A 23062-nucleotide genomic window follows, 5' to 3' on the forward strand; every position below is an offset into this window, starting at 1 on the left:
GAAGCAGCGGGAACACGGTTAGTATTCAAACAATATTTTAAAAACAAGAAATAAAACCAGTCCGTGACGCACGCCAGGCCGCTCCCGAACTTGTAACAATGCTTTTCCGGGGGCAGCACGGCATCGTCGAGACTGCAGGCGTAGTCATGATGACAGATACCCCCGCGCACCCAGGCTTGATCTCCCTGCAAGGCATCGGTAAAAGCTATCAGCTGGCCGGGCAACACCTGGCCATTCTCGATGATGTGTGCCTGTCCATCGCCAGTGGCGACAGCTGCGGCATCCTTGGCGCCTCCGGTTCGGGCAAAAGTACCCTGCTGAATATCCTCGGCCTGCTGGACCTGCCCAATTGCGGCCAGTACCACTTCGCCGGCCACGATATTTTCAATGCCACACCGGATCAGTTGGCGGCTATCCGCAACCAGCAGATCGGCTTCGTGTTCCAGAGTTTCAACCTGCTGCCGCGCCTCAGCGCCCTGGACAACGTCGCCCTGCCCTTGAGTTATCGCGGCGTGTCGCGGCATGAGTCGGTGGAACAGGCCCTGCGCATGCTGGATCAGGTCGGCCTGGCCGACCGCGCCCACCATCGCCCCGCCGACCTCTCCGGCGGCCAGCGCCAACGGGTCGCCATCGCGCGGGCACTGGTGGGCAAGCCTTCGGTGATCCTCGCCGACGAACCCACCGGCAACCTCGACAGCACCACTGCAAAGGAGATCATGGACCTGCTGCTGGCGTTGAACCGCGAACAGCAAGTCACGCTGATCATCGTCACCCACGACCCGCATATCGCCGAGCGCCTGGAGCGCAAGATCCTGGTGCGCAATGGTTTGGTGCAAGAGGCCGGGAGCCTATGAACCTGCGGGTCGAACAAAGCCTCAGCCAACTGCTGCATGAAGCGTTCGTCAGCCTGCGCACGCTGGGCAAGCGTTCGGTCCTGGCCTTGCTGGGCATCGTCATCGGCAGTTCGTCGGTGGTGGCGCTGATCAATATCGGCCACAACGCCGCCACCGACGCGGCGATGATCTTCAAGGACATGGGCACCGACACCCTGATCGCCCAGTTCCCGCCCAAGGACGGCAGCAGTATCCCCATGCCTGCCCGCCTCGACCTGGACGCGGTGCGCCAAACCGTGCCGGGGATTGCCCATATCGGCGCCCTCACGCTGTTCAGCGGGCCGATCGTGTTCCACGGTCGCACCACCAACGCCAACTTCGTCGGCAGCACGCCGGACATCAAGGACGCGATGCGCCTGGTGATGCAGCAGGGGCGCTTCCTGTCGAGCTTCGATGCCAATGAAACCTACGGCGTGATCGGCGACCAGTTGGCCCAGGCGCTCGGTGCGCCAGGTGACCCGCTGCAACTGGGCGACCGTGTGCGCATCAACGACTATCTGTTCCTGATCATCGGCATCCTGCGCAACCAGCCCCGGGCGATGCTGATGCCGGTGCAGGCCAACGAGTCGCTGTTCATCCCCGCCGAAGGCATGCGCCGCATCTATGCCACACCGCAGATCGGCAACGTGATCATCCGCGCCACGCCCGGCCAGGACATGGAACGCCTTGCCAAGGACGTGGCTGGCGCCCTGAGCTCGCAGCTCTCCGACCACGATGCAGACATCCAGGTGCCCCAGCAAATGATCGACGGCCTGACCCGGCAAAGCCGCACCTTTGCGTATCTGCTGCTGGCCCTGGGGGCGATTTCCCTGGTGGGCGGTGGCGTCGGGGTGATGAACGTGATGCTGATGAACGTCTCGGAGCGCCGTCGCGAGATCGGCATTCGCATGGCCCTCGGCGCACGCCAGCGCGACATCCGCAACCTGTTCCTGCTCGAAGCCGTGACCCTCACCGCCGTCGGTGCCCTGTGTGGCGCCGTGCTGGGCATGACGGCGGCCTGGCTGTACGCCTGGCTGTCGGGCTGGGAATTTGCCCTGGCGGTCGCCGCCCTGCCGCTGGGGGTGGGCAGCACGTTGCTGGTGGGGTTGTTCTTCGGCATCTACCCGGCGGTCTCGGCCTCGCGGTTGCAGCCAGTGGAGGCCCTGCGCGATGAGTAAATGGCTATGGCTGCTCGCATTCGCCAGCCTGCCCGGCATGGCCGCCGACGTGGTCATCAGACCATCGGCACCCAGCACCACCCGCAGCGGCTACGAGCGCAGCGTTTCGTTGAATGCCCAGACCACCGCCATGACCCTCGGGGATGCGGTGTACCTGGGCCTGCGCAACAACCCGGCGATCCGCAGCGCGTACCTGCAACGGGTGGCACAGAAGTTCGACCTGCGCGTGGCCGAAGATGTGTTCAACCCCAAGCTCACCCTCAACAGTTACTACCGCAGCACCCGGGGCTCCGCCGACAATACGCGCAATGCCAACGTGGCGCCCGCCACCAGCCTGCTTGGCGAGTACGGCACGCGCCTGAGCATGGCCTGGACCCAGCAACTGAGCAACGCCGACCGCGCCGGTCGCTACCGCAGCGACGGCCTGGACCTGGCAATCATCCAACCGCTGCTGCGCGGTGCCGGCTGGGACGCCACCACCGCGCCGCTGCGCCTGTCGCGCCTGTCGGAACAGGCCAACCGCCTGAACCTCAAGGCCACCGTCGCGCAAACCATCAGCCAGATCATTGCCACCTACCGCGAACTGCTGCGTGCCCAGGAACAACTGAGCATCGTGCAGGATGCGCTCAAGCGTTCCGGCACCTTGCTGGAAGTGAACAAGGCGCTGATCAGTGCCGGGCGCATGGCCGAATTCGAAATCGTGCAGACCGAAGCCGATATCGCCACCCAGCAACTGGGCGTGGAAGAAGCACAAAACCAACTGGACACCAGCCGCCTGGCGCTGCTGCGCCTGCTGGCCCTGGACCTGTCCACGCCGATTCGCGCCACCGAAGCCCTGGAGGCCAGGCCCATGCAGATCGATAAGCGCCAGGCCTTCAACCTGGCGCAGACCCAGCAACCCGAATACCTCGCCGCCCTGCTCGGCAGCCAGCAGGCCGACCTCAACCTGGTGATCGCCAAGGACTCGGGCCGCTGGCAAGTGGACCTGGTGGCCGGCGCCAACCAGGTGCGCGCCAACACCGACAACGATACCGGCCGTTCCAACAACCGTACCTGGGACAGCTACGCCGGGGTGCAAGTGCAGATTCCCATCGGGGATATCAGCACGCGCCAGGCCGAAGTGCGCGCGCGAGTGAATGTGGAGGACCAGGCCATCCGCATCACCGATGCACGCCAGGAACTGGAACGCAGCGTCAACGATGTGGTGCGTGACCTCGGCACCCGCTGGCGCCAGTATGAAATCTCCCAGCGCGCCGTGGAATTGTCGCGGCGCAAGATCGAGATCGAGCGGGAAAAACTCAGCGCCGGACGCTCCACCAACTTCCAGGTACTAAGTTTCGAGACCGACCTGCGCAACGCCGAAAACGCGCAACTGAATGCGCTGATCGCTTATTTGAACGCCCAGACCCAGCTCGACCTGACCCTGGGCATGACGCTGGAAAGTTGGGAAATCGCCCTCAATGACTACTAATCAGAAACGCCTGCTGGGTGCTGTGTTGATCGTCCTGCTGGGCAGTGCGGGCCTGGCCTTGCGCAGCCCGGCGTCCGATCCGGGCGGTGCCAGCGAACAGTGGCTGGTCGTCAAACCCGAAGCGCTGGAGCACCGGATCGGCCTGGTAGGCAAGATCGAGCCTGATACCACCATCACCCTCACCGCGCCCTTCGATGGCAACGTGCAAGCCAACCTGGTGGAGCAAGGTCAGCGGGTCGAGGCCGGCCAAGTGCTGTTGCGCATGGACCCGGCCACCCTGGAGGTGCAATTGCGCGAAGCGCTTTCCGCCCAGCTCAAGGCTCGGCGCACCGTGCAAGAGATGCAGGACTGGGACAGCAGCCCCGCCGTCAGCCGCGCCCGCCGCAGCCTGCGCACCGCCGAAATGACCGCCGGCAACACCCAGCGCAAACTCACCGAAAGCGAAAACCTGTTCAAGCGCGGCATCATCCCGCGCAATGAACTGGACGACCTCAGGCAACAGACCCAGCAGCAGCAACTGGATCTCGCGTCCGCCCGCAGCGAACTGCAACAGGCCATCGACCAGGGCAAGGGCGAGTACCGCCAGATCGCCGACATGGAGCTGACCAACGCCACGGTGAAATACGACGCCCTGCACAAGCTGCTCGACGGCCAGGAGGTCAAGGCGCCGTTCTCCGGCATCGTGGTGCCGCCACCGGGCAACACCTCATCCCAGGGCGGCGGCAACAACAATGCCCCGGTGCAGGCCGGCAGCAAGGTCAGCCAGGGCCAGGTGCTGTTTGGACTGGCGAACATTGAACGACTGAAAATCATCGCCAAGGTTTCGGAGCTGGACATCAACCAGTTGCATCAGGGCCAGGCGGTGGAAGTGCTGGGCGACGGGTTTGATGGCGAGCGACTGACCGGCTCGGTAAGCGTGGTCAGCGGCTTGGCAATTGCCAACGACAGCCAGGGCAGCGCGCAGTTTCCGGTGACCCTGTCGATCCCCAGACTCACGCCGCAGCAGTTGCAACGGGTGCGCCTGGGGATGAGTGCGCGGCTGACCATCGTGACCTACAACAATGCCCAGGCGATGGTGATTCCCAGCCAGGCAATCCAGGCGGACAACACGGTGGAGTATCGGGAGACGATGGATAAGCCGGTGGAGCGGGTGAAGGTGACCACGGGGCAATCAACCGCGCAGGGCGTCGAAGTCTTCGGCCTGAAACCCGGCCTTGTGAAGACCTCAAGATAAATGGAAAACCCTATGTGGGAGGGGCATCAGCTTTGCGGCCAGTGCCTTGGCTTGCAGCGCTACATCAGTCACCGCCGTGCTTTCCCACCACATCCCACGCAACGGCGGGCCCATGGCGAACAAGCGCTGGCTGACCTGCCCCTGGGCGTCCACCACTGCCCCCGACGCATCCGCCGCAATCCCCAACGCCAGCGGCCCTGGCTGGATCAGCCCACGCTTGAGCAACTGCCGGGGCAGCGGCCGCGCCACGCGGCGCCAGTCGTATTCGATACCGCTGGAGTTGATCAGCGCTGCGCCCGAGACCTGGGTGATGCCTTGCTCGCCGCGATAACGCAAGCGAATCGTCACCCCTTCACCCGAAGGTTCCAACCCCTTGAACGACGCCGCCCGGATCCGCAACCGCCCCTCTTCGTGCAAGCGCGCCACCAACTGCGCGCTCAACGGCGGCGAGCGGTGGTGATGGCTCTCCCACCAGGGCCGTACATGCCTCACGAACTGGCGCTTCTCGCGCTCGCTGGCCTGGCTCCACAGGCGCGCGATATGCACGCGCACGGTGTCCAGCGGCGCCTGCCAGTCGATGCCCTGCTCCCGTGCAAGCGCGCATTGCCGGCGCACCTCGCGCAGCAACTGCCGAGGGCTGCGCAGGCGGTGGTCCTCCCCAAGGAAATCCCCCCAGGCCGGCGGTTGCCGCCGCACATGGGGCAGCAGGCCGTGACGCGAGAACACCTCGATCGGCCCGCGATGCCCGGCCTGTTCCAGGGACACCACGGCGTCGACCATGGTCAGCCCGGAACCGATGATCAGCACCGGCGCCTGCGGGTCGATCCGGCGCATCGCGCTCAGGTCCCACGGGTCCACCGCCGCTGCGTTCAGCCCGCTGGATTCAGTCTGCGGTGTACGCGCCGCCGGGAACATGCCGGTAGCCAGTACCGCAAACGCGCCACGCAATTGCTGACCGTTATCGAGGGTCAGCAGGGTTGAGCCTTCATCCACTTGCAGGTCGACTACCTCACTACGCACATGCTCCACGCTGGATGCGGACTGCGCCTTCGCCTCGGCCAAACGTTGCTGGGCATACAAGCCGAATATCCCGCGTGGCGGGAACAGTTCGCTGATCGGCACGTGTTGCTGGTCGGACTCAGGCCAGCCGCCGGCACCGATGTAGTCGGTGAGCCATTGGGTCAGGTCGTCAGGGTTGTCCGGGTCGACACTCATGCGCGCCGCGTTGCCGTTCAGGGTGTGGCCCAGTTCGACGGCGCTGTAGGCCTCGCCCCGGCCCAGCTCGGCACGCGGTTCGATCACCAGCACCCGGCGCTGGCCCGGCAGGCGCAGCAGTTGCACGGCCAGCATCGTGCCGCTCAGGCCGCCGCCGATGATCAGGACATCAGCGTTGCGGATGGATTCAGTCATGCGAAGTCGCCCTTACTGTTTGCCCAGGTAAATGTCATGCAAGTCGCCCCGCGCCAACAGCTCAGCGGCGCTGCCACTCAAGGCCACGCGCCCAGTATCCAATACGTAGCCGTGGGACGCATAGTTCAGCGCGACGTTGATGTTCTGCTCGGCGATCAGGAAGCTCACCTGCTGCTCACGGTTGAGCTGCGCGATGATCTCGAAAATCTCCTGCACGATCATAGGCGCCAAACCCATGGACGGCTCGTCGAGCAGTACCAAAGTAGGACGGGTCATCAACGCCCGGCCGATGGCGACCATCTGCTGCTCGCCGCCGGAGGTGAGGCCGGCGCGGGTATGGCGCTTGGTCTTGAGCCGTGGGAACCAGGCGTAGAGGCGTTCCAGGTCGTGCTCCAGGTCCCGGCGACTCAGGCGTCGCACAAAGCCGCCGCTGCGCAGGTTGTCTTCCACGCTCAGTTGGCCGAACACATGGCGGCCTTCCAACACGTGCACCATGCCCTGGCGCACGCGCTGGCTGGGGTCGATGCCGGCCAGGTCGGCGCCGGCGTACTCGATCACACCGCGGCTGACCTCGGCCCGCTCGGCACGTACCAGCCCGGAGATGGCCTTGAGCGTGGTGCTCTTGCCGGCGCCATTGGCACCGAGCAAGGCCACAATGGCGCCCTTGGGCACGCTCAGCGAAACCCCGGCCACCGCGAGGATCGCGCCGTCGTAGATCACTTCGATATCGTTGACCGTCAGCAGCGACGACTGCGCGGCATCGGTGGCGGGCTGGCGCATGATTTATTCGTCCCCGGTACAGGTGCGTGGCGTCAGGCCTTTTTCCTTGGCGAACGCTGCCGATTTTTCATCGATCAACGGGCGCAACAACCCACGGTCGGCGGCGATCCACTCACTGATCAGCGTCCAGTTGGCGCCGTCCCACTGCTGCACCCGCGCCGAGCCGCCGCCTTCGTGATCGCGGCACGACAGCTTGAGGTTCTGCATCAGGCCCAGGTAGCCCATGTCCTTCAAGCGCGCATCGTCGATGTTCAGGTGTTCCAGGCCCCAGCGGCCTTCTTCGCCATTGAGCGGGCGCTTGCCGAACTTGGCCTGGCCGGTGCGGATTGCCTCCACCGCCACGGCGGCGTTCACCAGGCCGGAGTTGTAGTAGACGCTTCCGAAGTTCTTCAGGTCCTTGAGGTCACTGTGGCCCTTGTCGAGGATGTATTGCTTGAGGCGTTTGTGGATCTCGAAATCAGCCCCGGCCGGGTATGGCGTAAGGGCCAGGTAGCCTTTGGCGGCGGCGCCTGCGGGCAATACGTCTTCACTGGAACTGGCCCAGATGTCGCCGATGATATGGTCCACCGGGAAGCCGAAGCGCGCGGCGGTCTTCACCGCAACCGGTGTGGACACGCCCCAGGTGCGCAGGAACACCCAGTCCGGGTTGGCCTGGCGCACCTGGCGCCATTGCGCGGACTGCTCGTTGCCGGGGTCGGCGACCGGGATCTGGATGTTTTCGAAGCCGTATTTTTCCGCCAGCAACTTGAGCGGGCCGAGGGTTTCGCGACCGTAGGCCGAGTCGTGGTAGACCGTGGCGATCTTCTTGCCCTTGAGCTTGTCGAAACCGCCTTCACGCTCGGCGATGTAGTTCACCAGCGTCGACGCCTCGCTGTAGAAGGTCAGCATCACCGGGAAGTTATACGGGAATACCGTGCCGTCGGTGGCTTCGGTGCGGCCGTAGCCGAGGGTGATCAGCGGGATCTTGTCCACCTCGGCCCGCTCGCTCAGCGCATACGCCGCCGGCGCGCCATTGGGCTGGTACACCGCGACCGGCGCGCCATCCAGGCCATGCTTGAAGCGCTCGTAGCACTCGATGCCCTTCTCTGCCGTCCACTCGGTCTCGCATTCCTGCCACACCAGCTTGACGCCGTTGATGCCGCCTTCGACCTCGTTGATGTAACGCAGGTAATCGATCATCCCGGCCCACACCTGCACGCCGCTGGACGCATAGGCGCCCACACGATAGGTCGCCAGGGGAATGAATTGCTGGTCCGGCGAGGCCATTGCCTGGGGGACTGCACCGGCCAAGGTTGCCAGCGCAAAGGCAGCGCCGACCAGGGAACGTTTCAAGGATGCACGCATAGGGATTCTCTTAAGGGAATGTCAGAAACGCAGCGGCCACTGCCGCACGCGGTCACGCAGGTTGTGCAACAGGCGAATCAAGCCCTCGGGTTCCTTGATCAGGAACACGATGATCAACACGCCAAAGATGATTTTCTGCAGGTTCTGCAACTGCCCCGCATCCACCGAGCCGCCGAACAGCGCCTGCCCGGCATGGCTGAGGAAGATCGGCAGCAAACTGATGAACGCCGCCCCGACAAAGTTGCCGGCGATGCTGCCCATGCCGCCGATAATGATGATGAACAGGATCTGGAAGGAGCGATTGATATCAAAGCTACTGGCGCTGGCGGTGCCCAGGTAGGCGAAGGCCCACAGCGCACCGGCTATGCCCAGGTAGAACGAACTGACCGCGAACGCCAGGCGCTTGTAGCGCACCACCGGAATGCCGACCACGGCGGCGGCGGTGTCCATGTCGCGGATCGCCATCCAGTTGCGGCCGATCTGGCTGCGCACCAGGTTGATCGCGGTCCAGGTCAGCAGCAGTACCGTGACCAGGGTCAGCAGGTAGCGGCCCAGCGGTGTGTTGAGGTCATGGCCGAACAGCGCCAGCCTGGGCGCGGAAATGGTCCCGGACGAACCGTAGTTGTAGAACCAGGGAAACTTGACGAACAGCCACTCCAGGAAAAACTGCGCGGCCAGGGTGGTGACCATCAGGTAGAAGCCCTTGATCCGCGAGCTGGGCAGGCCGAACAGCAGGCCGACCAACGCACTGATGACCCCGCCGCCGAGCAGCGCCACCGGCAACCCCAGCTCCGGCAGGCGCAGCAGAAAACCGTAGGTGGCAAACGCACCGACGGCCATGAAGCCGGCCGCGCCCACCGAGGTCTGCCCGGTATAGCCGGTGAGCAGGTTCAGGCCCAGCCCGGCCAATGACAGCACCAGAAACGGGATCAGGATCGCGTTCAGCCAATAGTCATTGCCCCACAGCGGCACCCCGATAAAGGCCAGTGCCAGCAGGCCAATCAAGGCCCAGGGGATGCGCCGCTGAATCAGCAGCAACGGTGCGGTGTGTTGTGCAAGAGGGATCGACATGCTTTCAGACTCGCTCGATGGCGCGCTCGCCGAACAGGCCGGCGGGGCGGATATACAGGAAGGCCAGGGCCAGAACATAGGCGAACCATGGCGTGATACCGCCGCCGATCAACGGGCCGATGTACACCTCGGCAAGGTTCTCCGCCGCGCCGACAATCAGCCCGCCGACAATCGCCCCGCCAATCGAGGTAAAGCCGCCGATGATCAACACCGGCAAGGCCTTGAGCACCACCAGCGACAACGAGAACTGCACCCCCTGGCGCGCGCCCCACAGCAGCCCGGCCACCAGCCCGACGATGCCGGCCACCGCCCAGACGATCTGCCAGATGCGGTTGAGGTTGATGCCAATGGACAGCGCCGCCGTGGTGTCATCCGCCACCGCGCGCAGCGACACGCCGATGCGGGTCTTGTTGAACAGCAGCGCCAGCACCGTCACCAGCACCACCGCAGCGGCGGCGGCGATCAGGTCGAACTGGCTGAGCATCAGCGGGCCGACGAACAGCGGTACGTCGTCGATGCCCAAGTCCAGCGCCCGCACCTGGGAGCCCATCAACCCCTGGGCCAGGCCTTCGATAATGAACGACAGGCCCAGCGTGGCCATGAACAAGGTGATCTGCGAACGGTTCACCAATGGCCTCAACACCAGGCGCTCGATCAACAAGGCGCCGACGCTCATCACAATTACCGTGAGCAGCAACGCCAGGGCAAACGGCACGCCCTGGTCATGCAGGCTGACGAACGTCAGTGCGGCAAACAGCAGCATCGCGCCCTGGGCAAAATTGAACACGCCGCTGGCCTTGTAGATCAGCACGAAGCCGATGGCGACCAACGAGTACATGGTGCCGGCGAGCAGGCCGCCGAGCAGGGTTTCAAAGAAAAACGTCATCAGTGCACCACTCCCAGGTAAGCCGCGATCACCTCGGGGTTGGCCTGCACTTGCGCCGGCGTGCCGTCGCCGACCTTGCGCCCGTAGTCGAGCACCACCACATGGTCGGACAGGCCCATGACCACGCCCATGTCGTGTTCGATCAACACCACGGTGGTGCCGAGGTCGCGGTTGACGTCGGCAACGAAGCGCGCCATTTCCTGTTTTTCCTCGGCGTTCATGCCGGCCATGGGCTCGTCCAGCAGCAACAAGCTCGGCCCTGCGATCAACGCCCGGCCCAGTTCCACGCGTTTTTGCAGGCCGTAGGACAGGTTGCCCACCAGCACATCGCGGTGGGCTTGCAGTTCCAGGAATTCGAGAATGCCTTGGGCGCGCAACCGGAACGCTTCGGCTTCCCGGCGTGCGCGAGGCAAGCCCAGGGCCTGTTCGATAAAGCTGCTGCGCATATGCCGCGACAGGCCGGTGAGGATGTTGTCGAGCACGCTCATTTTCTTGAACAGCGCGTTGTTCTGGAAGGTGCGCCCAATGCCGCGGCGCGCGGCGCCCAACGGATCGATACGGTGGAAGTGCTGGTCTTCGAAGACAATCTCGCCGGCATCGAAGCGATACACGCCATTGAGCACATTGAGCAGCGAACTCTTGCCGGCACCATTCGGCCCGATCAACGCGCAGATCTCGCCGCGCAACACCTCGAAGGACAAGGCATTGATCGCCTTGACCCCCTTGAACGACAGCGAGATATCCCGCACCTGCAAAATGGCCTGGCTCATGCGATGTCCCGTTTGAATTCCGCCAGCCACACCGGTGAAGGGGCGGCTTTGACGGGTTGCCAGATGTAGGCCAGGCGCTGGAAACCCAGGAGCCGGCGCACGCGGTTTTTCAGCAGGCGCCGCAGGCCGCTTTGCGGGTGGGCGATGGCCCAGTCGCATAAGCGTCGGCGCCAGGTGCCGTGGGGCGCCAAGCGGCTTTCGATCTCGTCGGCCAGGTGCTGCAAGCGTGCGGGCGACAACAGCAGGCCGGTGGGTGCGACTTCGCTGCGGTCGCGCCGCGCCGAGGCCAGGCTTTCAGGGAAGGCCAGACCGTGACCGCTGTTCAGCCATTGCTCGAGCACCACCGCCAGACCGCCCTGCCAGTGGGTGCCCTCTTCGCTCCACAACAGGGCTTCCCCCGTGGGCTGCCACCAGCGTGCCAAGTGTTGCGTCGGCGCCAACGGGCCGAGCAACTGGGCGAAATCCAACAGGTTCGCCGACTGCCAATGCCGCGCAGTCTGGCGGCCCTGCACATAGGAATGAGTCGGGCGAATGCGCCACAGGTGGTGTTGCAGCGCCTCGGGCTCCAGGTCATCGGCCAGGGTCAGCACCTGCGCGCCGATGGATTGCGCCGCCAGGGCCAGCAACAGCAGGTTCGGCTCGAACGCCCCGCTGAGGGCCAGCCGCGATTGCTCGCTGACCCCCTGCTGGCGCAAGCCATCGGCCAGACGCTCCACATCGCGCAAGGCGTCGATCCAGCGCCATGCGTACCACTGCCCCTGGCGCTTGTGGCGCAGGGCGGTGTGCAGCGGCGTGATCTGCGCCCAGTGGCGCAGTTGTTCCAGGGCCTTGGGCAGGTGGCCGAGCCATTCGGCGGGCCACTCCACGGCCAGTGGGCGTTTGAGTTCGTGCACGCTCATAGGGGTAGTGCTCCTATTGGTGTGTGTGCGTGCGGTGGTCCGCTGGCTGGATTATTTGGATCAACACCGATCAACTGTGGGAGGGGGCTTGCCCCCGATGGCGGTGTGTCAGTCACAAGTGCTTTGACTGGACTGCCGCTATCGGGGGCAAGCCCCCTCCCACATTGGTTATGTGCGCGTCAGATAAATTGCGGTAGCCGGCACCAGGGTGGTTGGAGGCCAACCTTGCGCCGTCGCCAAACAACTTCTCGCGCAACGTGCCCTGGGCATACTCGGTCTTGTACACCCCACGCTTCTGCAACTCCGGCACCAACAGGTCCACGGCGTCGATGAAGGTTTCGTGGGTCAGGGCGTAGGCCAGGTTGAAGCCGTCCACATCGGTGTCTTCGACCCACTCCTGCAACAGGTCCGCGACGGTTTCCGGGCCGCCGACGAACAGCGGGCCAAAGCCGCCGATACCGACCCAGTCGGCCAGTTCATTCGGGGTCCAGACCTTGTTCGGATCGGCCGTAGAGAACGCTTCTACCGCCGATTGAATGGCGTTGGTGTGCACGTGCTTGAGTGGCTCATCCGGTTTGAATTGGCTGAAGTCGATGCCGGTCCAGCCGGAAATCAGCGCCATGGCGCCTTCATAGCTGACATAGGATTTGTACTCCTCAAACTTGGCTTTGGCCTTGGCATCGGTCTCGCCGACGATCACGGTCTGCAAGTTGAAGATCAGGATTTTCTTCGGATCGCGCCCGGCTTCGGCCGCACGTCGGCGGATGTCGGCCACGGTCTTTTTCAGCAGCACCTTGGACGGCGCGGCAACGAAGACGCACTCGGCCTGTTCGGCGGCGAACTGCTTGCCACGGCTCGACGCGCCCGCCTGGTAGAGCACTGGCGTGCGCTGCGGCGACGGTTCGCAGAGGTGAATGCCGGGCACCTGGAAGTGTTTGCCGACGTGGCGGATCTCGTGGATCTTGCTCGGGTCGCTGAAAATCCGCCGTTCGCGGTCACGCAACACGGCGCCCTCCTCCCAACTGCCTTCCCAGAGTTTGTAGCAGACCTCCAGGTATTCCTCGGCGTAGTCGTAGCGCGCATCGTGCTCGGTCTGGGCCTTCTGGCCAAGATTCTTGGCGCCACTTTCCAGGTAGGAGGTGACGATGTTCCAGCCGATGCGGCCCTTGGTCAGGTGGTCCAGGGTCGAGAGACGGCGGGCGAACGGGTACGGATGTTCGAACGACAACGAAGCGGTCAGGCCGAAGCCCAGGTGTTCGGTGACCAAGGCCATCGGTGCGATCAGCGACAGCGGGTCGTTGACCGGCACTTGGGTGGCCTGGCGAATCGCCGCGTCGCCGTTGCCGTTGTACACGTCATAGATGCCCAGCACATCGGCGATAAACAGGCCGTCGAACTTGCCGCGTTCAAGGATCCTGGCGAGGTCGGTCCAATATTCCAGGTCCTTGTACTGCCACGAACGGTCACGCGGATGCGCCCACAGGCCCGGCGACTGGTGGCCGACACAATTCATGTCGAAGGCGTTCAAGCGGATTTCACGGGACATCAAAGCACTCCGTTGAGATGGTAGTTGCCGACGATCTGGTACTTCGTACGCAGCGGGTCATCAAGGCTCGACGGCAGTGCGGTGCGTTGGCCGGTGAGTTCGAACTCGGCGTTGCTCGCGGCGATCAGCGCCTCTGCGGCGGCGATTTGCGCTTCGGTCAACGCCACCGGGCCTGGATGGGTTTCGGCGCGTTCAAACAAGGCCGCGGCCACATCGACGCGAATCTGCAAGTCGCCGAAGCGGCTGATCACGTAGGGGTCAGTGCTGTTTTCAACGTGACGGCGGGTGCTGTCCAGCAGTTGGCGCGCAAGGGTCAGTGCAGTCATGGGTGAGGTTCCTCAGTTCCAGGCGTGGCGCGCAGGTTTTACGCCGTTGAGCACATAGTTGCCGATCAGGTGGTATTTCCAGCGCGCCGGGTCGTGCAGAGTGTGGGTGCGTGCATTGCGCCAGAAGCGGTCGAGGTTGTGCTTGCCGGTGACCGAGCGGGTGCCGGCCAGTTCGAACAGTTTGCTGCTGGCGAGCAAGGCGGTTTCGGCAGAAAGGACTTTGGCCTGGGCGACCACCAGTGAGGCGTGGGCGACACTGTCTTCGCTGGGCTCGGCGAGGGCGCGGTCTACGGCTTGCCCCGCCTTGGCGAGGATGGCTTCGGTGCCGTGCACACGCCATTCCAGGTCGCCGATGGCGGCGATGGTGAACGGGTCCTGCCAGCCGTGATCCTGTTGGCTGTCGATCCAGGGCCGCGCCTGGCGTGCGTAAATCTTCGCCTGTTCAAGGGCACCGAGGGCGATACCGGTATCGACCGCCGCCTGGATGATCTGCGAAATCGGACCATTGGCGGTCGGCTGGTCGAAGGCCTGGTGCGCAGGGATTACCGCGCTCAGGGGCACGGTCACACCATCAAGGGTCACACCCCCGCTGGCAGTGGTGCGCTGGCCGAAGCCGTCCCAACTGTCGATCACGTTCAGGCCGGGCGCGTCGCGTTCGACAAAGGCGATAAAGGCCTGGCCGTCTTCATTGTTGCCGACGGTGGGCACCAGGTGAGCAAACAGCGCGCCGGTGCAGTAGAACTTCTCGCCGTTGATCTGCGCGGTATCGCCGTGAAAGCGAATCTGGGTATCGAAGGTGCCGGCGTTCTTGCTCTTGGCTTCGGAAAAGGCGTTGCCGAAACGGTAGCCCTGGAGGACTTTGCCGAAGTAGTACTGTTTTTGTGCCTCGGTCGCGGTTTGCAACAGGATGTCCACCACGCCCAGGTGGTTCTGCGGGATCTGCCCCAGGGACGGGTCGGCGGCAGAGATCAATTTGATCACCTCTGCCACGGTCACATAGGACACGCCAGCGCCGCCGTACGCTTTGGGAATGGTGATGCCCCACAGGCCGCTGGAGGAGAACTCGTCAAGCTCGGCCACCGGCAGGCGCCGCTCACGGTCGCGGGCGCTGGCCTCGACGGCAAACCGCGCCGCCAGCCGCGTGGCGACCTCGATGGCTTCCGCGTCCGAGCGGATGATATGGGCAGGGTGTTGAGGGTGGGCTGACATGGGCCGACTCCAGGCTCCGAGGGGATGACCTGGGTGATTGCAGGAGTCGTGCCTGAATCCAGTCGCCAATAAAATCAGCGAGTTGCTGGCATTTCAGCGCAGCCGAGCGCTTTTTAAACCAGCAAAGTGTCCATCCACTGTTGCCGCAGGAACAGTTAGATCACCACGTTGCGCACAAAGCGCACTGCCATGTCGCCGTCATTGCGATAACCATGCACGTTCCGGCTGGCGAACATATAAAACTCACCAGCCGCGACGCGCTTTTCTTCATCGCCCACCAGCAGCGTGAGGCAGCCTTGGAACACGAACAATTGCACGCTCCAGCCATCCGGGTCGGGGTCAGGGCTGTAGCGATCGCCCGGCTCCAGTTGCATTTCCCACAACTCGACCTCGCGCCGCGCCGTGGCCTTGGCCAGCAACACCGCCTTGCTGCCGGGAATGTCACCGGCCCAGGCCAGTTCATTGATGCGGCTGTGGTCGGGGGCATCGGGCGCCTGGATCAGGTCGCTGAACGCCACGTCCAACGCTTCGGCCACGCGGTCGAGGGTGGACAGGCTGACGTTCTTTTCGCCCGCCTCGATGGCCACCAGCATGCGCCGGCTGACCCCGGATTTTTCCGAGAGCGCAGTCTGGCTCAGGTCGGCGGCATGCCGCAGGCGACGGACGTTCTGGCTGACGTGCTGCAGGACCGAAGCCCGGTGGGGATTTTCTTTGTGCACTATATTGCTCAATGGGTGGGTGTGCGCAGTATACTGCCCAGCGTGCGGCGCATTGTGCGGTCCGTGCCTTTCCCTTGCAAGACCGAGCCGCCATGACCACCCCGACCGCCTCCCCACGTTTCAACCGTTTCAGCAAAGCCGAATGCATCCTGGTGGTGATCACCATGATCTGGGGCGGCACGTTTTTGCTGGTGCAACATGCGATGACGGTCAGTGGGCCGATGTTTTTTGTCGGTTTGCGGTTTGCGGCCGCAGCGATTGTGGTGGGGTTCTTTTCCTTGCGCACGTTGCGCGACCTGACGCTGTTCGAATTGAAAGCCGGAGTGTTTATCGGTGTGGCGATCATGTTTGGCTACGGGCTGCAAACCATTGGCTTGCAGACCATCTTGAGCAGTCAATCGGCGTTTATCACGGCGTTATATGTGCCGTTCGTACCGCTGTTGCAATGGCTGGTGCTGGGCCGGCGCCCGGGGTTGATGCCGAGCATCGGTATTATGCTGGCGTTTACCGGCTTGATGCTGCTGACCGGGCCGGCGGGGGCTTCGCTGAATTTCAGTCCCGGTGAAATCGCCACGTTGATCGGTGCAGTGGCAATCGCGGCGGAGATCATCCTGATCAGCGCCTTTGCCGGGCAGGTGGACGTGCGTCGGGTGACCGTGGTGCAACTGGCCACGGCGTCGTTGCTGTCGTTCCTGATGGTGGTGCCAATGGGCGAGGCGCTGCCGGGGTTTTCGTGGTTGCTGCTGTTCAGCGCGGTGGGCCTGGGCTTGACCAGCGCGGTGATCCAGGTGGCGATGAATTGGGCGCAGCAAAGTGTTTCGCCGACCCGCGCCACGTTGATTTATGCCGGTGAGCCGGTGTGGGCCGGCGTGGTCGGTCGGATTGCCGGTGAACGCTTCCCGCCGATCGCGATGGTGGGGGCGGCGTTGATTGTGTTGGCGGTGATTGTCAGCGAGATGAAGACCAAGGGGCAGAAGGCCCTGGAATTGCGCGATGAGAGGGAACAGGAACAGCAGGGATAAGGTCCGAGTACTTGCAGTGGCTGTCAGATCGCCATCGCGGGCAAGCCCGGCTCCCACAGGGGGGGCGGTGTCGCTTGCCCGAATCGGGTTACCTGAAACAATGCCAAATGGGCGATTTCGGCTTAGCTTGTAGGATCCTGCCACATCTTGCCGTTTGGTGATCGTGAAAGCGGCACGTATGATGCATCCCAAACTCCCGCAGATTAGAAGCCTATGTCCCTGATAGTTCTACTGCTTCTGCCGTTCATTGGCAGCTGTCTGGCGGCCTTGCTGCCGCACAATGCACGTAACACCGAATCCCTGCTGGCCGGCCTGGTGGCCCTGGTCGGCACTATTCAAGTCGCCCTGCTCTACCCCCAGATCGCCCACGGTGGCGTGATCCGCGAAGAATTCATGTGGTTGCCCAGCCTCGGGCTGAACTTCGTGCTGCGCATGGATGGGTTTGCCTGGCTGTTCTCGATGCTGGTGCTGGGCATCGGCACGCTGGTGTCGCTGTATGCGCGCTATTACATGTCGCCGGACGATCCGGTGCCGCGCTTCTTCGCGTTTTTCCTGGCCTTCATGGGGGCCATGCTCGGGCTGGTGATCTCCGGCAACCTGATCCAGATCGTGTTCTTCTGGGAACTGACCAGCCTGTTCTCGTTCCTGCTGATCGGCTACTGGCACCACCGCGCCGATGCGCGCCGTGGGGCGTACATGGCGCTGATGGTCACCGGCGCCGGCGGCCTGTGCCTGCTGGCGGGCGTAATGTTGCTGGGGCATATCGTCGGCAGCTATGACCTGGACCAGGTACTGGCGGCGGGCGCGCAGATCCGCGCGCATTCGCTGTACCCGGTCATGCTGGCCCTGGTGCTGGTCGGCGCCTTGAGCAAAAGCGCGCAGTTCCCCTTCCACTTCTGGCTGCCCCACGCGATGGCGGCCCCTACGCCGGTGTCGGCGTACCTGCATTCGGCAACGATGGTGAAGGCCGGCGTGTTCCTGCTGGCCCGCCTGTGGCCGTCGCTGTCCGGCAGCGAAGAATGGTTCTGGATCGTCGGCGGTGCCGGCGCCCTTACCCTCCTCCTCGGCGCTTACTGCGCCATGTTCCAGAATGATCTCAAGGGCCTGCTGGCCTACTCCACCATCAGCCACCTCGGGCTGATCACCTTGCTGCTGGGTCTCAACAGCCCGCTGGCGGCCGTCGCAGCCGTGTTCCACATCCTCAACCACGCCACGTTCAAGGCTTCGCTGTTCATGGCCGCGGGCATCATCGACCATGAAAGTGGCACGCGGGACATCCGCAAGCTCAGCGGGCTGGTGCGGTTGATCCCGTTTACCGCGACCCTGGCGATGGTGGCCAGTGCGTCCATGGCCGGCGTGCCGTTGCTCAATGGTTTCCTGTCCAAAGAGATGTTCTTCGCCGAAACCGTGTTCATCACCTCGACGGCCTGGGTGGAGTTCGCCCTGCCGTTGATCGCGACCATCGCCGGTACCTTCAGCGTGGCCTACGCCCTGCGCTTCACCGTCGACGTGTTCTTCGGCCCGACCGCGACCAACCTGCCGCACACTCCCCACGAACCGCCACGCTGGATGCGCGCACCGGTCGAGTTGCTGGTGTTCACCTGCCTGCTGGTGGGGATCTTCCCGGCCCAGGTGGTCGGCTCGATCCTCGCCGCCGCCGCGCTGCCGGTAGTGGGTGGCGTGCTGCCGGAGTACAGCCTGGCAATCTGGCACGGCTGGAACGCACCAATGATCATGAGCCTGGTGGCCATGTCCGGCGGCGTGGTGCTGTACCTGCTGCTGCGCAAGCAACTCAAGCGTGGCCGCTTCAAGTACCCGCCGGTAATCAGCTACTTCAACGGCAAGCGCGGCTTCGAGCGCAGCCTGGTGGTGATGATGCGCGGCGTGCGCAGGATCGAGAAACGCATCAGCACCAAGCGCCTGCAGACCCAATTGTTCCTGCTGGTGCTGGTGGCGGTGATCGGCGGCATGATCCCGATGCTCAACAGTGGCCTCAGTTGGGGCGACCGCCCGAAGATCCCGGGCTCCATCGTGTTCGTCACCCTGTGGCTGCTGGCGATTGCCTGTGCCCTCGGCGCCGCCTGGCAAGCCAAGTACCACCGGCTGGCGGCCCTGACCATGGTCAGCGTGTGCGGCCTGATGACCTGCGTGACCTTCGTGTGGTTCTCGGCGCCGGACCTGGCGCTGACCCAGTTGGTGGTCGAAGTGGTCACCACCGTGCTGATCCTGCTCGGCCTGCGCTGGCTGCCACGGCGGATCGAAGAGGTGTCGCCACTGCCCAGCTCGCTGCGCAAGGCGCGCATCCGTCGCCTGCGTGACTTCCTGTTGTCGACCGTGGTGGGCGGTGGCATGGCGTTGCTGTCCTACGCGATGCTGACGCGCCAGACGCCCAACGATATTTCTTCGTTCTACCTCAGCCGCGCCCTGCCCGAAGGCGGCGGCAGCAATGTGGTGAACGTGATGCTGGTGGACTTCCGGGGCTTCGACACCCTGGGCGAAATCACCGTACTCGGCGCCGTGGCGCTGACGGTGTACGCCCTGCTGCGGCGCTTCCGCCCGTCAAAAGAGAGCATGGAGTTGCCGCCGCAACAGCGCCAGTTGGCGCCGGACGTGGCCACCGACCTGGTCAACCCGCGCCAGGCCAGCGACACCGCCCTGGGCTTCATGATGGTGCCGGCGGTGCTGGTGCGCCTGCTGCTGCCGATTGCGCTGGTGGTGTCGTTCTACCTGTTCATGCGCGGCCACAACCAACCGGGTGGCGGGTTTGTCGCCGGGCTGGTGATGTCGGTGGCGTTCATCCTGCAATACATGGTCGCCGGTACGCAGTGGGTCGAGGCGCAGATGAGCCTGCGGCCGATGCGCTGGATGGGCTTCGGGCTGCTGTCGGCAACCCTGACCGGGCTCGGCGCGCTGTTTGCCGGCTACCCGTTCCTCACCACTCACACCTGGCATTTCAGCCTGCCATTGCTTGGCGACATTCACATCGCCAGCGCGCTGTTCTTCGACGTCGGCGTGTACGCCATGGTCGTCGGCTCGACGCTGCTGATGCTCACCGCCCTCGGTCACCAGTCCGTGCGGGCCCATAAACCGAGCAACCAGGCCAAAGTGGTTGCCGCAACGGAAGGAGCCGCCTGATGGAAGAAGTCATCGCAATTGCCATTGGAGTCCTGGCGGCTTCCGGCGTCTGGTTGATCCTGCGGCCACGGACCTTCCAGGTGGTGATGGGCCTGTGCCTGCTTTCGTACGGCGTCAACCTGTTCATTTTCAGCATGGGCAGCCTGTTTATCGGCAAGGAGCCGATCATCAAGGACGGCGTGCCGCAGGACCTGCTCAACTACACCGATCCGCTGCCCCAGGCCCTGGTGCTCACGGCCATCGTGATCAGCTTCGCCATGACCGCGTTGTTCCTGGTGGTGCTGCTCGCCTCCCGGGGCCTGACCGGCACCGACCATGTGGACGGCCGGGAGCCCAAGGAATGAATTGGGTGAATCAACTGATCGTCGCGCCGATCCTGCTGCCATTGCTGACCGCCGCGCTGATGCTGATGCTTGGCGAAAAGCGCCGCCCGCTCAAGGCGAAAATCAATCTGTTCTCCAGCGTCATCGGCCTGGGCATCGCCATCCTGCTGCTGTACTGGACGCAAAAAGGCGGCCCAGGCTCGATTGGGGTTTACCTGCCGGGCAACTGGCAGGTGCCATTCGGCATTGTGCTGGTGGTGGACCAACTCTCGGCGCTGATGCTGGTACTCACCGGGATCATCGGCGTGAGTGCGCTGCTGTTCGCCATGGCCCGTTGGGATCGTGCGGGCACCAGCTTCCACGCACTGTTCCAGATCCAGATGATGGGGTTGTACGGCGCCTTCCTCACGGCGGACTTGTTCAACCTGTTCGTGTTCTTCGAAGTGCTGCTGGCGGCCTCCTATGGCCTGATGCTGCATGGCTCCGGGCGTGCGCGGGTGTCGTCGGGGTTGCATTACATTGCGATCAACCTGTTGGCGTCTTCGCTGTTCCTGATTGGCGCGGCGATGATCTACGGTGTCACCGGCACGCTGAACTTCGCTGACCTGGCGCTGAAAATCCCGCTGGTGCCGGAGGCCGATCGCGGCCTGTTGCATGCCGGTGCGGCGATCCTGGCGACGGCATTCCTGGCCAAGGCCGGCATGTGGCCGCTGAACTTCTGGCTGGCGCCCGCCTACTCCTCGGCCAGTGCGCCGGTGGCGGCGATGTTTGCGATCATGACCAAGGTCGGCGTGTACACCGTGCTGCGCCTGTGGACCCTGCTGTTCTCCGGCCAGGCCGGGGCGTCGGCGCTGTTTGGCGGGGATTGGCTGGTGTATGGCGGCATGGCGACCATCATTTGCGCGGCGCTGGCGATGGTGGCGGCGCAGCGCCTGGAGCGCATGGCCAGCTTGAGCATCCTGGTGTCGGCGGGGATCTTGCTGTCCGCCGTCGGTTTCGCCCAACCAAGCCTGACGGCGGGCGCGCTGTTCTATCTGGTCAGTTCCACCCTGGCCTTGAGCGCGCTGTTCCTGCTGGCTGAATTGATCGAACGGTCACGCTCGGCCAACGACCTGCCGCTGGACGAAGAGATCGATGCGTTGCCCAAGGCCATGGAATCCCTGCACCCGCGCCCTGGCGTCAACCTCGATGACGAGCAGCAAGCCGTGGTCGGCCAGGTGATTCCCTGGACCATGGCGTTCCTCGGCTTGAGCTTTATCGCCTGCGCCCTGCTGATCATCGGCATGCCGCCGCTCTCCGGGTTTATCGGCAAGCTCAGTCTGTTGAGTGCGCTGGTCAATCCACTGGGCCTGGGTATGAGTATTGACGAACCGATCCGGCCAGCCGCCTGGGGCTTGGTGGCGTTGCTGATTCTCTCCGGCCTGGCCTCGTTGATTGCCTTCGCACGCTTGGGCATCCAGCGCTTCTGGACCCCGGAAGAACGCCCTTCGCCGCTACTGCGTCGCTATGAATGCGTGCCGATTTTCTTCCTGCTGGGCTTGAGCATCCTGCTGACCTTCAAGGCGGAACCACTGCTGCGCTACACCCAGGCCACTGCCGTGAGCCTGAACAACCCCGAGCACTATGTGATGGCGGTGATGGCCACGCGTCCGGTGCCGAGCCCCGAAGCCCAGGCCGCCGCCCTGGAGGTGCAACCATGAAGCGATTGTTCCCTGCTCCGTGGCTGTCCCTGGCGCTGTGGGTGCTGTGGCTGGTGCTGAACCTGTCGGTCAGTCCGGGCAACCTGCTGCTGGGTGCACTGCTGGGCTTTCTTGCGCCGCTGCTGATGGCACCGTTGCGACCACTGCCGATCCGCATCCGTCGCCCCGGCGTGATCATCCGCCTGTTTTTCCTGGTGGGCCGTGACGTGATCGTCTCCAACCTGCAAGTGGCCTGGGGCGTGCTGACCTGCGGCTCCCGCCCACCGCGTTCGCGCTTCATCAGGATTCCCCTGGACCTGCGCGACCCCAACGGCCTCGCCGCGCTGTCGATGATCACCACCGTGGTGCCCGGCACCATCTGGTCGGAACTGGCGCTGGACCGCAGCATCCTGCTCTTGCACGTATTCGACCTGGACGATGAGGCGCCCTTCATCGAGCACTTCAAGACCACCTACGAACGGCCCCTGATGGAGATCTTCGAATGAGCGCGCTGCTCTCCAATGCGATCCTGTTCAGCCTGTTCCTGTTCTCCCTGGCCATGGTGCTGACGCTTATCCGCCTGTTCAAAGGCCCGTCAGCCCAGGACCGGGTACTGGCGCTGGACTACCTGTACATCCTGGCGATGTTGATGATGCTGGTGCTGGGTATCCGGTATGCCAGTGACACCTACTTTGAAGCGGCGCTGCTGATCGCGCTGTTCGGCTTCGTCGGCTCGTTTGCCCTGGCGAAATTCCTGCTGCGTGGGGAGGTGATTGAATGATGCCGTTATGGATGGAAATCGTCGTGGCCGTGCTGCTGGTGCTCAGCAGTGTATTTGCATTGATTGGCGCGATCGGGTTGCTGCGCATGAAGGACTTCTTCCAGCGCATGCACCCGCCCGCACTCGCATCGACGCTGGGAGCGTGGTGTGTGGCGTTGGCGTCGATCATTTATTTTTCGGTGCTCAAGTCCGGGCCGGTGTTGCACGGGTGGTTGATTCCGATTCTGCTGTCGATCACCGTGCCGGTGACCACGTTGCTGTTGGCGCGCACGGCGTTGTTCCGCAAGCGCATGGCGGGCGATGATGTACCCGCCGAAGTCAGCAGCCGCCGCTGAGTCCTCAGAAACACAAAGGTCCAAATGTGGGAGGGGGCTTGCCCCCGATAGCGGTGGGTCAGCTACAGATAT

General features: G+C 63.9%; 22 protein-coding genes. 11 read left to right on the top strand and 11 right to left on the bottom strand.

Going from position 1 to position 23062, the window contains the following annotated elements; translation table 11 throughout:
- Positions 1–146: 146 nt before the first annotated feature.
- The 4 genes from AC3WP7_RS14630 to AC3WP7_RS14645 are packed head-to-tail and all read left to right on the top strand — an operon-like array spanning position 147 to position 4755.
- Positions 147–854, top strand: a complete 708-nt coding sequence (locus AC3WP7_RS14630) for an ABC transporter ATP-binding protein (RefSeq protein WP_102591762.1) — start codon at positions 147–149, stop codon at positions 852–854.
- Complete coding sequence (locus AC3WP7_RS14635; RefSeq protein WP_093512827.1) at positions 851–2050, top strand: ABC transporter permease; 1200 nt, start codon at positions 851–853, stop codon at positions 2048–2050. Before AC3WP7_RS14630 ends, AC3WP7_RS14635 begins: the two co-directional genes overlap by 4 nt.
- Positions 2043–3521, top strand: a complete 1479-nt coding sequence (locus AC3WP7_RS14640; RefSeq protein WP_071491948.1) for a TolC family protein — start codon at positions 2043–2045, stop codon at positions 3519–3521. The genes AC3WP7_RS14635 and AC3WP7_RS14640 overlap by 8 nt, the downstream gene beginning before the upstream one ends.
- Positions 3511–4755, top strand: coding sequence for an efflux RND transporter periplasmic adaptor subunit (locus AC3WP7_RS14645; protein ID WP_102591761.1), 1245 nt, complete (start codon positions 3511–3513; stop codon positions 4753–4755). Before AC3WP7_RS14640 ends, AC3WP7_RS14645 begins: the two co-directional genes overlap by 11 nt.
- On the opposite strand, the gene AC3WP7_RS14650 is transcribed toward AC3WP7_RS14645, so the two are convergent.
- The 11 genes from AC3WP7_RS14650 to AC3WP7_RS14700 form a co-directional block, all read right to left on the bottom strand.
- A complete protein-coding gene (locus AC3WP7_RS14650; protein ID WP_102591760.1) occupies positions 4747–6165 on the bottom strand; it encodes an FAD/NAD(P)-binding protein in 1419 nt (472 codons plus the stop codon). The genes AC3WP7_RS14645 and AC3WP7_RS14650 overlap by 9 nt on opposite strands.
- 12 nt (positions 6166–6177) lie before the next feature.
- On the bottom strand, positions 6178–6945 hold the full coding sequence (locus tag AC3WP7_RS14655; RefSeq protein ID WP_093123960.1) for an ABC transporter ATP-binding protein: 768 nt from the start codon (positions 6943–6945) through the stop codon (positions 6178–6180).
- Between the two features lie 3 nt (positions 6946–6948).
- Positions 6949–8289, bottom strand: coding sequence for an ABC transporter substrate-binding protein (locus tag AC3WP7_RS14660; RefSeq protein WP_093512834.1), 1341 nt, complete (start codon positions 8287–8289; stop codon positions 6949–6951).
- A 21-nt stretch (positions 8290–8310) separates the two neighbouring features.
- Positions 8311–9360 (bottom strand): branched-chain amino acid ABC transporter permease, encoded by a 1050-nt coding sequence (locus AC3WP7_RS14665; protein ID WP_102591759.1) that lies wholly within the window; start codon positions 9358–9360, stop codon positions 8311–8313.
- Positions 9361–9364: 4 nt separating this feature from the next.
- Positions 9365–10246, bottom strand: coding sequence for a branched-chain amino acid ABC transporter permease (locus AC3WP7_RS14670; RefSeq protein WP_058423839.1), 882 nt, complete (start codon positions 10244–10246; stop codon positions 9365–9367).
- On the bottom strand, positions 10246–11016 hold the full coding sequence (locus AC3WP7_RS14675) for an ABC transporter ATP-binding protein (protein WP_071491954.1): 771 nt from the start codon (positions 11014–11016) through the stop codon (positions 10246–10248). Before AC3WP7_RS14675 ends, AC3WP7_RS14670 begins: the two co-directional genes overlap by 1 nt.
- Positions 11013–11915, bottom strand: coding sequence for an AMP-binding protein (locus tag AC3WP7_RS14680; protein WP_102591758.1), 903 nt, complete (start codon positions 11913–11915; stop codon positions 11013–11015). Before AC3WP7_RS14680 ends, AC3WP7_RS14675 begins: the two co-directional genes overlap by 4 nt.
- A 112-nt stretch (positions 11916–12027) precedes the next feature.
- On the bottom strand, positions 12028–13461 hold the full coding sequence (locus tag AC3WP7_RS14685) for an LLM class flavin-dependent oxidoreductase (RefSeq protein ID WP_092244926.1): 1434 nt from the start codon (positions 13459–13461) through the stop codon (positions 12028–12030).
- On the bottom strand, positions 13461–13787 hold the full coding sequence (locus tag AC3WP7_RS14690; RefSeq protein WP_071491957.1) for an acyl-CoA dehydrogenase: 327 nt from the start codon (positions 13785–13787) through the stop codon (positions 13461–13463). Before AC3WP7_RS14690 ends, AC3WP7_RS14685 begins: the two co-directional genes overlap by 1 nt.
- A gap of 12 nt (positions 13788–13799) precedes the next feature.
- Positions 13800–14996, bottom strand: a complete 1197-nt coding sequence (locus tag AC3WP7_RS14695) for an SfnB family sulfur acquisition oxidoreductase (protein WP_093512845.1) — start codon at positions 14994–14996, stop codon at positions 13800–13802.
- A gap of 155 nt (positions 14997–15151) precedes the next feature.
- The gene (locus AC3WP7_RS14700; RefSeq protein WP_093512847.1) at positions 15152–15715 is read right to left on the bottom strand and encodes a helix-turn-helix domain-containing protein; all 564 of its coding nucleotides are present in this window, start codon (positions 15713–15715) and stop codon (positions 15152–15154) included.
- 92 nt (positions 15716–15807) lie between these two features.
- Between AC3WP7_RS14700 and AC3WP7_RS14705 the strand changes: the two genes are divergently transcribed.
- From AC3WP7_RS14705 to AC3WP7_RS14735, 7 genes are all read left to right on the top strand, one after another.
- Entirely contained in the window at positions 15808–16737 is a 930-nt protein-coding gene (locus AC3WP7_RS14705; RefSeq protein ID WP_093123976.1) for a DMT family transporter, read from the top strand.
- Between the two features lie 213 nt (positions 16738–16950).
- Complete coding sequence (locus AC3WP7_RS14710) at positions 16951–19872, top strand: monovalent cation/H+ antiporter subunit A (RefSeq protein ID WP_093512851.1); 2922 nt, start codon at positions 16951–16953, stop codon at positions 19870–19872.
- Positions 19872–20216: a Na+/H+ antiporter subunit C gene (locus AC3WP7_RS14715; protein WP_003192163.1), complete on the top strand. Its 345-nt coding sequence runs from the start codon at positions 19872–19874 to the stop codon at positions 20214–20216. The genes AC3WP7_RS14710 and AC3WP7_RS14715 overlap by 1 nt, the downstream gene beginning before the upstream one ends.
- Entirely contained in the window at positions 20213–21895 is a 1683-nt protein-coding gene (locus AC3WP7_RS14720) for a monovalent cation/H+ antiporter subunit D (protein WP_092244912.1), read from the top strand. Before AC3WP7_RS14715 ends, AC3WP7_RS14720 begins: the two co-directional genes overlap by 4 nt.
- Complete coding sequence (locus tag AC3WP7_RS14725; RefSeq protein WP_071493444.1) at positions 21892–22380, top strand: Na+/H+ antiporter subunit E; 489 nt, start codon at positions 21892–21894, stop codon at positions 22378–22380. The genes AC3WP7_RS14720 and AC3WP7_RS14725 overlap by 4 nt, the downstream gene beginning before the upstream one ends.
- A complete protein-coding gene (locus tag AC3WP7_RS14730) occupies positions 22377–22655 on the top strand; it encodes a K+/H+ antiporter subunit F (RefSeq protein ID WP_005789171.1) in 279 nt (92 codons plus the stop codon). The genes AC3WP7_RS14725 and AC3WP7_RS14730 overlap by 4 nt, the downstream gene beginning before the upstream one ends.
- Positions 22652–22990, top strand: a complete 339-nt coding sequence (locus tag AC3WP7_RS14735; RefSeq protein WP_028616866.1) for a Na+/H+ antiporter subunit G — start codon at positions 22652–22654, stop codon at positions 22988–22990. The genes AC3WP7_RS14730 and AC3WP7_RS14735 overlap by 4 nt, the downstream gene beginning before the upstream one ends.
- Positions 22991–23062: the final 72 nt, after the last annotated feature.

It is taken from the genome of Pseudomonas sp. FW305-3-2-15-C-LB1 (genome assembly GCF_058787615.1).

Excerpts from the sequence above, each read along its gene's own strand:
- AC3WP7_RS14635 (WP_093512827.1), top strand. The coding sequence starts at position 851 with ATGAACCTGCGGGTCGAACAAAGCCTCAGCCAACTGCTGCATGAAGCG.
- AC3WP7_RS14715 (WP_003192163.1), top strand. The coding sequence starts at position 19,872 with ATGGAAGAAGTCATCGCAATTGCCATTGGAGTCCTGGCGGCTTCCGGC.
- AC3WP7_RS14655 (WP_093123960.1), bottom strand. The coding sequence starts at position 6,945 with ATGCGCCAGCCCGCCACCGATGCCGCGCAGTCGTCGCTGCTGACGGTC.
- AC3WP7_RS14660 (WP_093512834.1), bottom strand. The coding sequence starts at position 8,289 with ATGCGTGCATCCTTGAAACGTTCCCTGGTCGGCGCTGCCTTTGCGCTG.
- AC3WP7_RS14670 (WP_058423839.1), bottom strand. The coding sequence starts at position 10,246 with ATGACGTTTTTCTTTGAAACCCTGCTCGGCGGCCTGCTCGCCGGCACC.
- AC3WP7_RS14725 (WP_071493444.1), top strand. The coding sequence starts at position 21,892 with ATGAAGCGATTGTTCCCTGCTCCGTGGCTGTCCCTGGCGCTGTGGGTG.
- AC3WP7_RS14675 (WP_071491954.1), bottom strand. The coding sequence starts at position 11,016 with ATGAGCCAGGCCATTTTGCAGGTGCGGGATATCTCGCTGTCGTTCAAG.
- AC3WP7_RS14650 (WP_102591760.1), bottom strand. The coding sequence starts at position 6,165 with ATGACTGAATCCATCCGCAACGCTGATGTCCTGATCATCGGCGGCGGC.
- AC3WP7_RS14645 (WP_102591761.1), top strand. The coding sequence starts at position 3,511 with ATGACTACTAATCAGAAACGCCTGCTGGGTGCTGTGTTGATCGTCCTG.
- AC3WP7_RS14685 (WP_092244926.1), bottom strand. The coding sequence starts at position 13,461 with ATGTCCCGTGAAATCCGCTTGAACGCCTTCGACATGAATTGTGTCGGC.
- AC3WP7_RS14730 (WP_005789171.1), top strand. The coding sequence starts at position 22,377 with ATGAGCGCGCTGCTCTCCAATGCGATCCTGTTCAGCCTGTTCCTGTTC.
- AC3WP7_RS14720 (WP_092244912.1), top strand. The coding sequence starts at position 20,213 with ATGAATTGGGTGAATCAACTGATCGTCGCGCCGATCCTGCTGCCATTG.
- AC3WP7_RS14665 (WP_102591759.1), bottom strand. The coding sequence starts at position 9,360 with ATGTCGATCCCTCTTGCACAACACACCGCACCGTTGCTGCTGATTCAG.
- AC3WP7_RS14680 (WP_102591758.1), bottom strand. The coding sequence starts at position 11,915 with ATGAGCGTGCACGAACTCAAACGCCCACTGGCCGTGGAGTGGCCCGCC.
- AC3WP7_RS14695 (WP_093512845.1), bottom strand. The coding sequence starts at position 14,996 with ATGTCAGCCCACCCTCAACACCCTGCCCATATCATCCGCTCGGACGCG.
- AC3WP7_RS14630 (WP_102591762.1), top strand. The coding sequence starts at position 147 with ATGATGACAGATACCCCCGCGCACCCAGGCTTGATCTCCCTGCAAGGC.
- AC3WP7_RS14710 (WP_093512851.1), top strand. The coding sequence starts at position 16,951 with ATGTCCCTGATAGTTCTACTGCTTCTGCCGTTCATTGGCAGCTGTCTG.
- AC3WP7_RS14640 (WP_071491948.1), top strand. The coding sequence starts at position 2,043 with ATGAGTAAATGGCTATGGCTGCTCGCATTCGCCAGCCTGCCCGGCATG.
- AC3WP7_RS14735 (WP_028616866.1), top strand. The coding sequence starts at position 22,652 with ATGATGCCGTTATGGATGGAAATCGTCGTGGCCGTGCTGCTGGTGCTC.
- AC3WP7_RS14690 (WP_071491957.1), bottom strand. The coding sequence starts at position 13,787 with ATGACTGCACTGACCCTTGCGCGCCAACTGCTGGACAGCACCCGCCGT.
- AC3WP7_RS14705 (WP_093123976.1), top strand. The coding sequence starts at position 15,808 with ATGACCACCCCGACCGCCTCCCCACGTTTCAACCGTTTCAGCAAAGCC.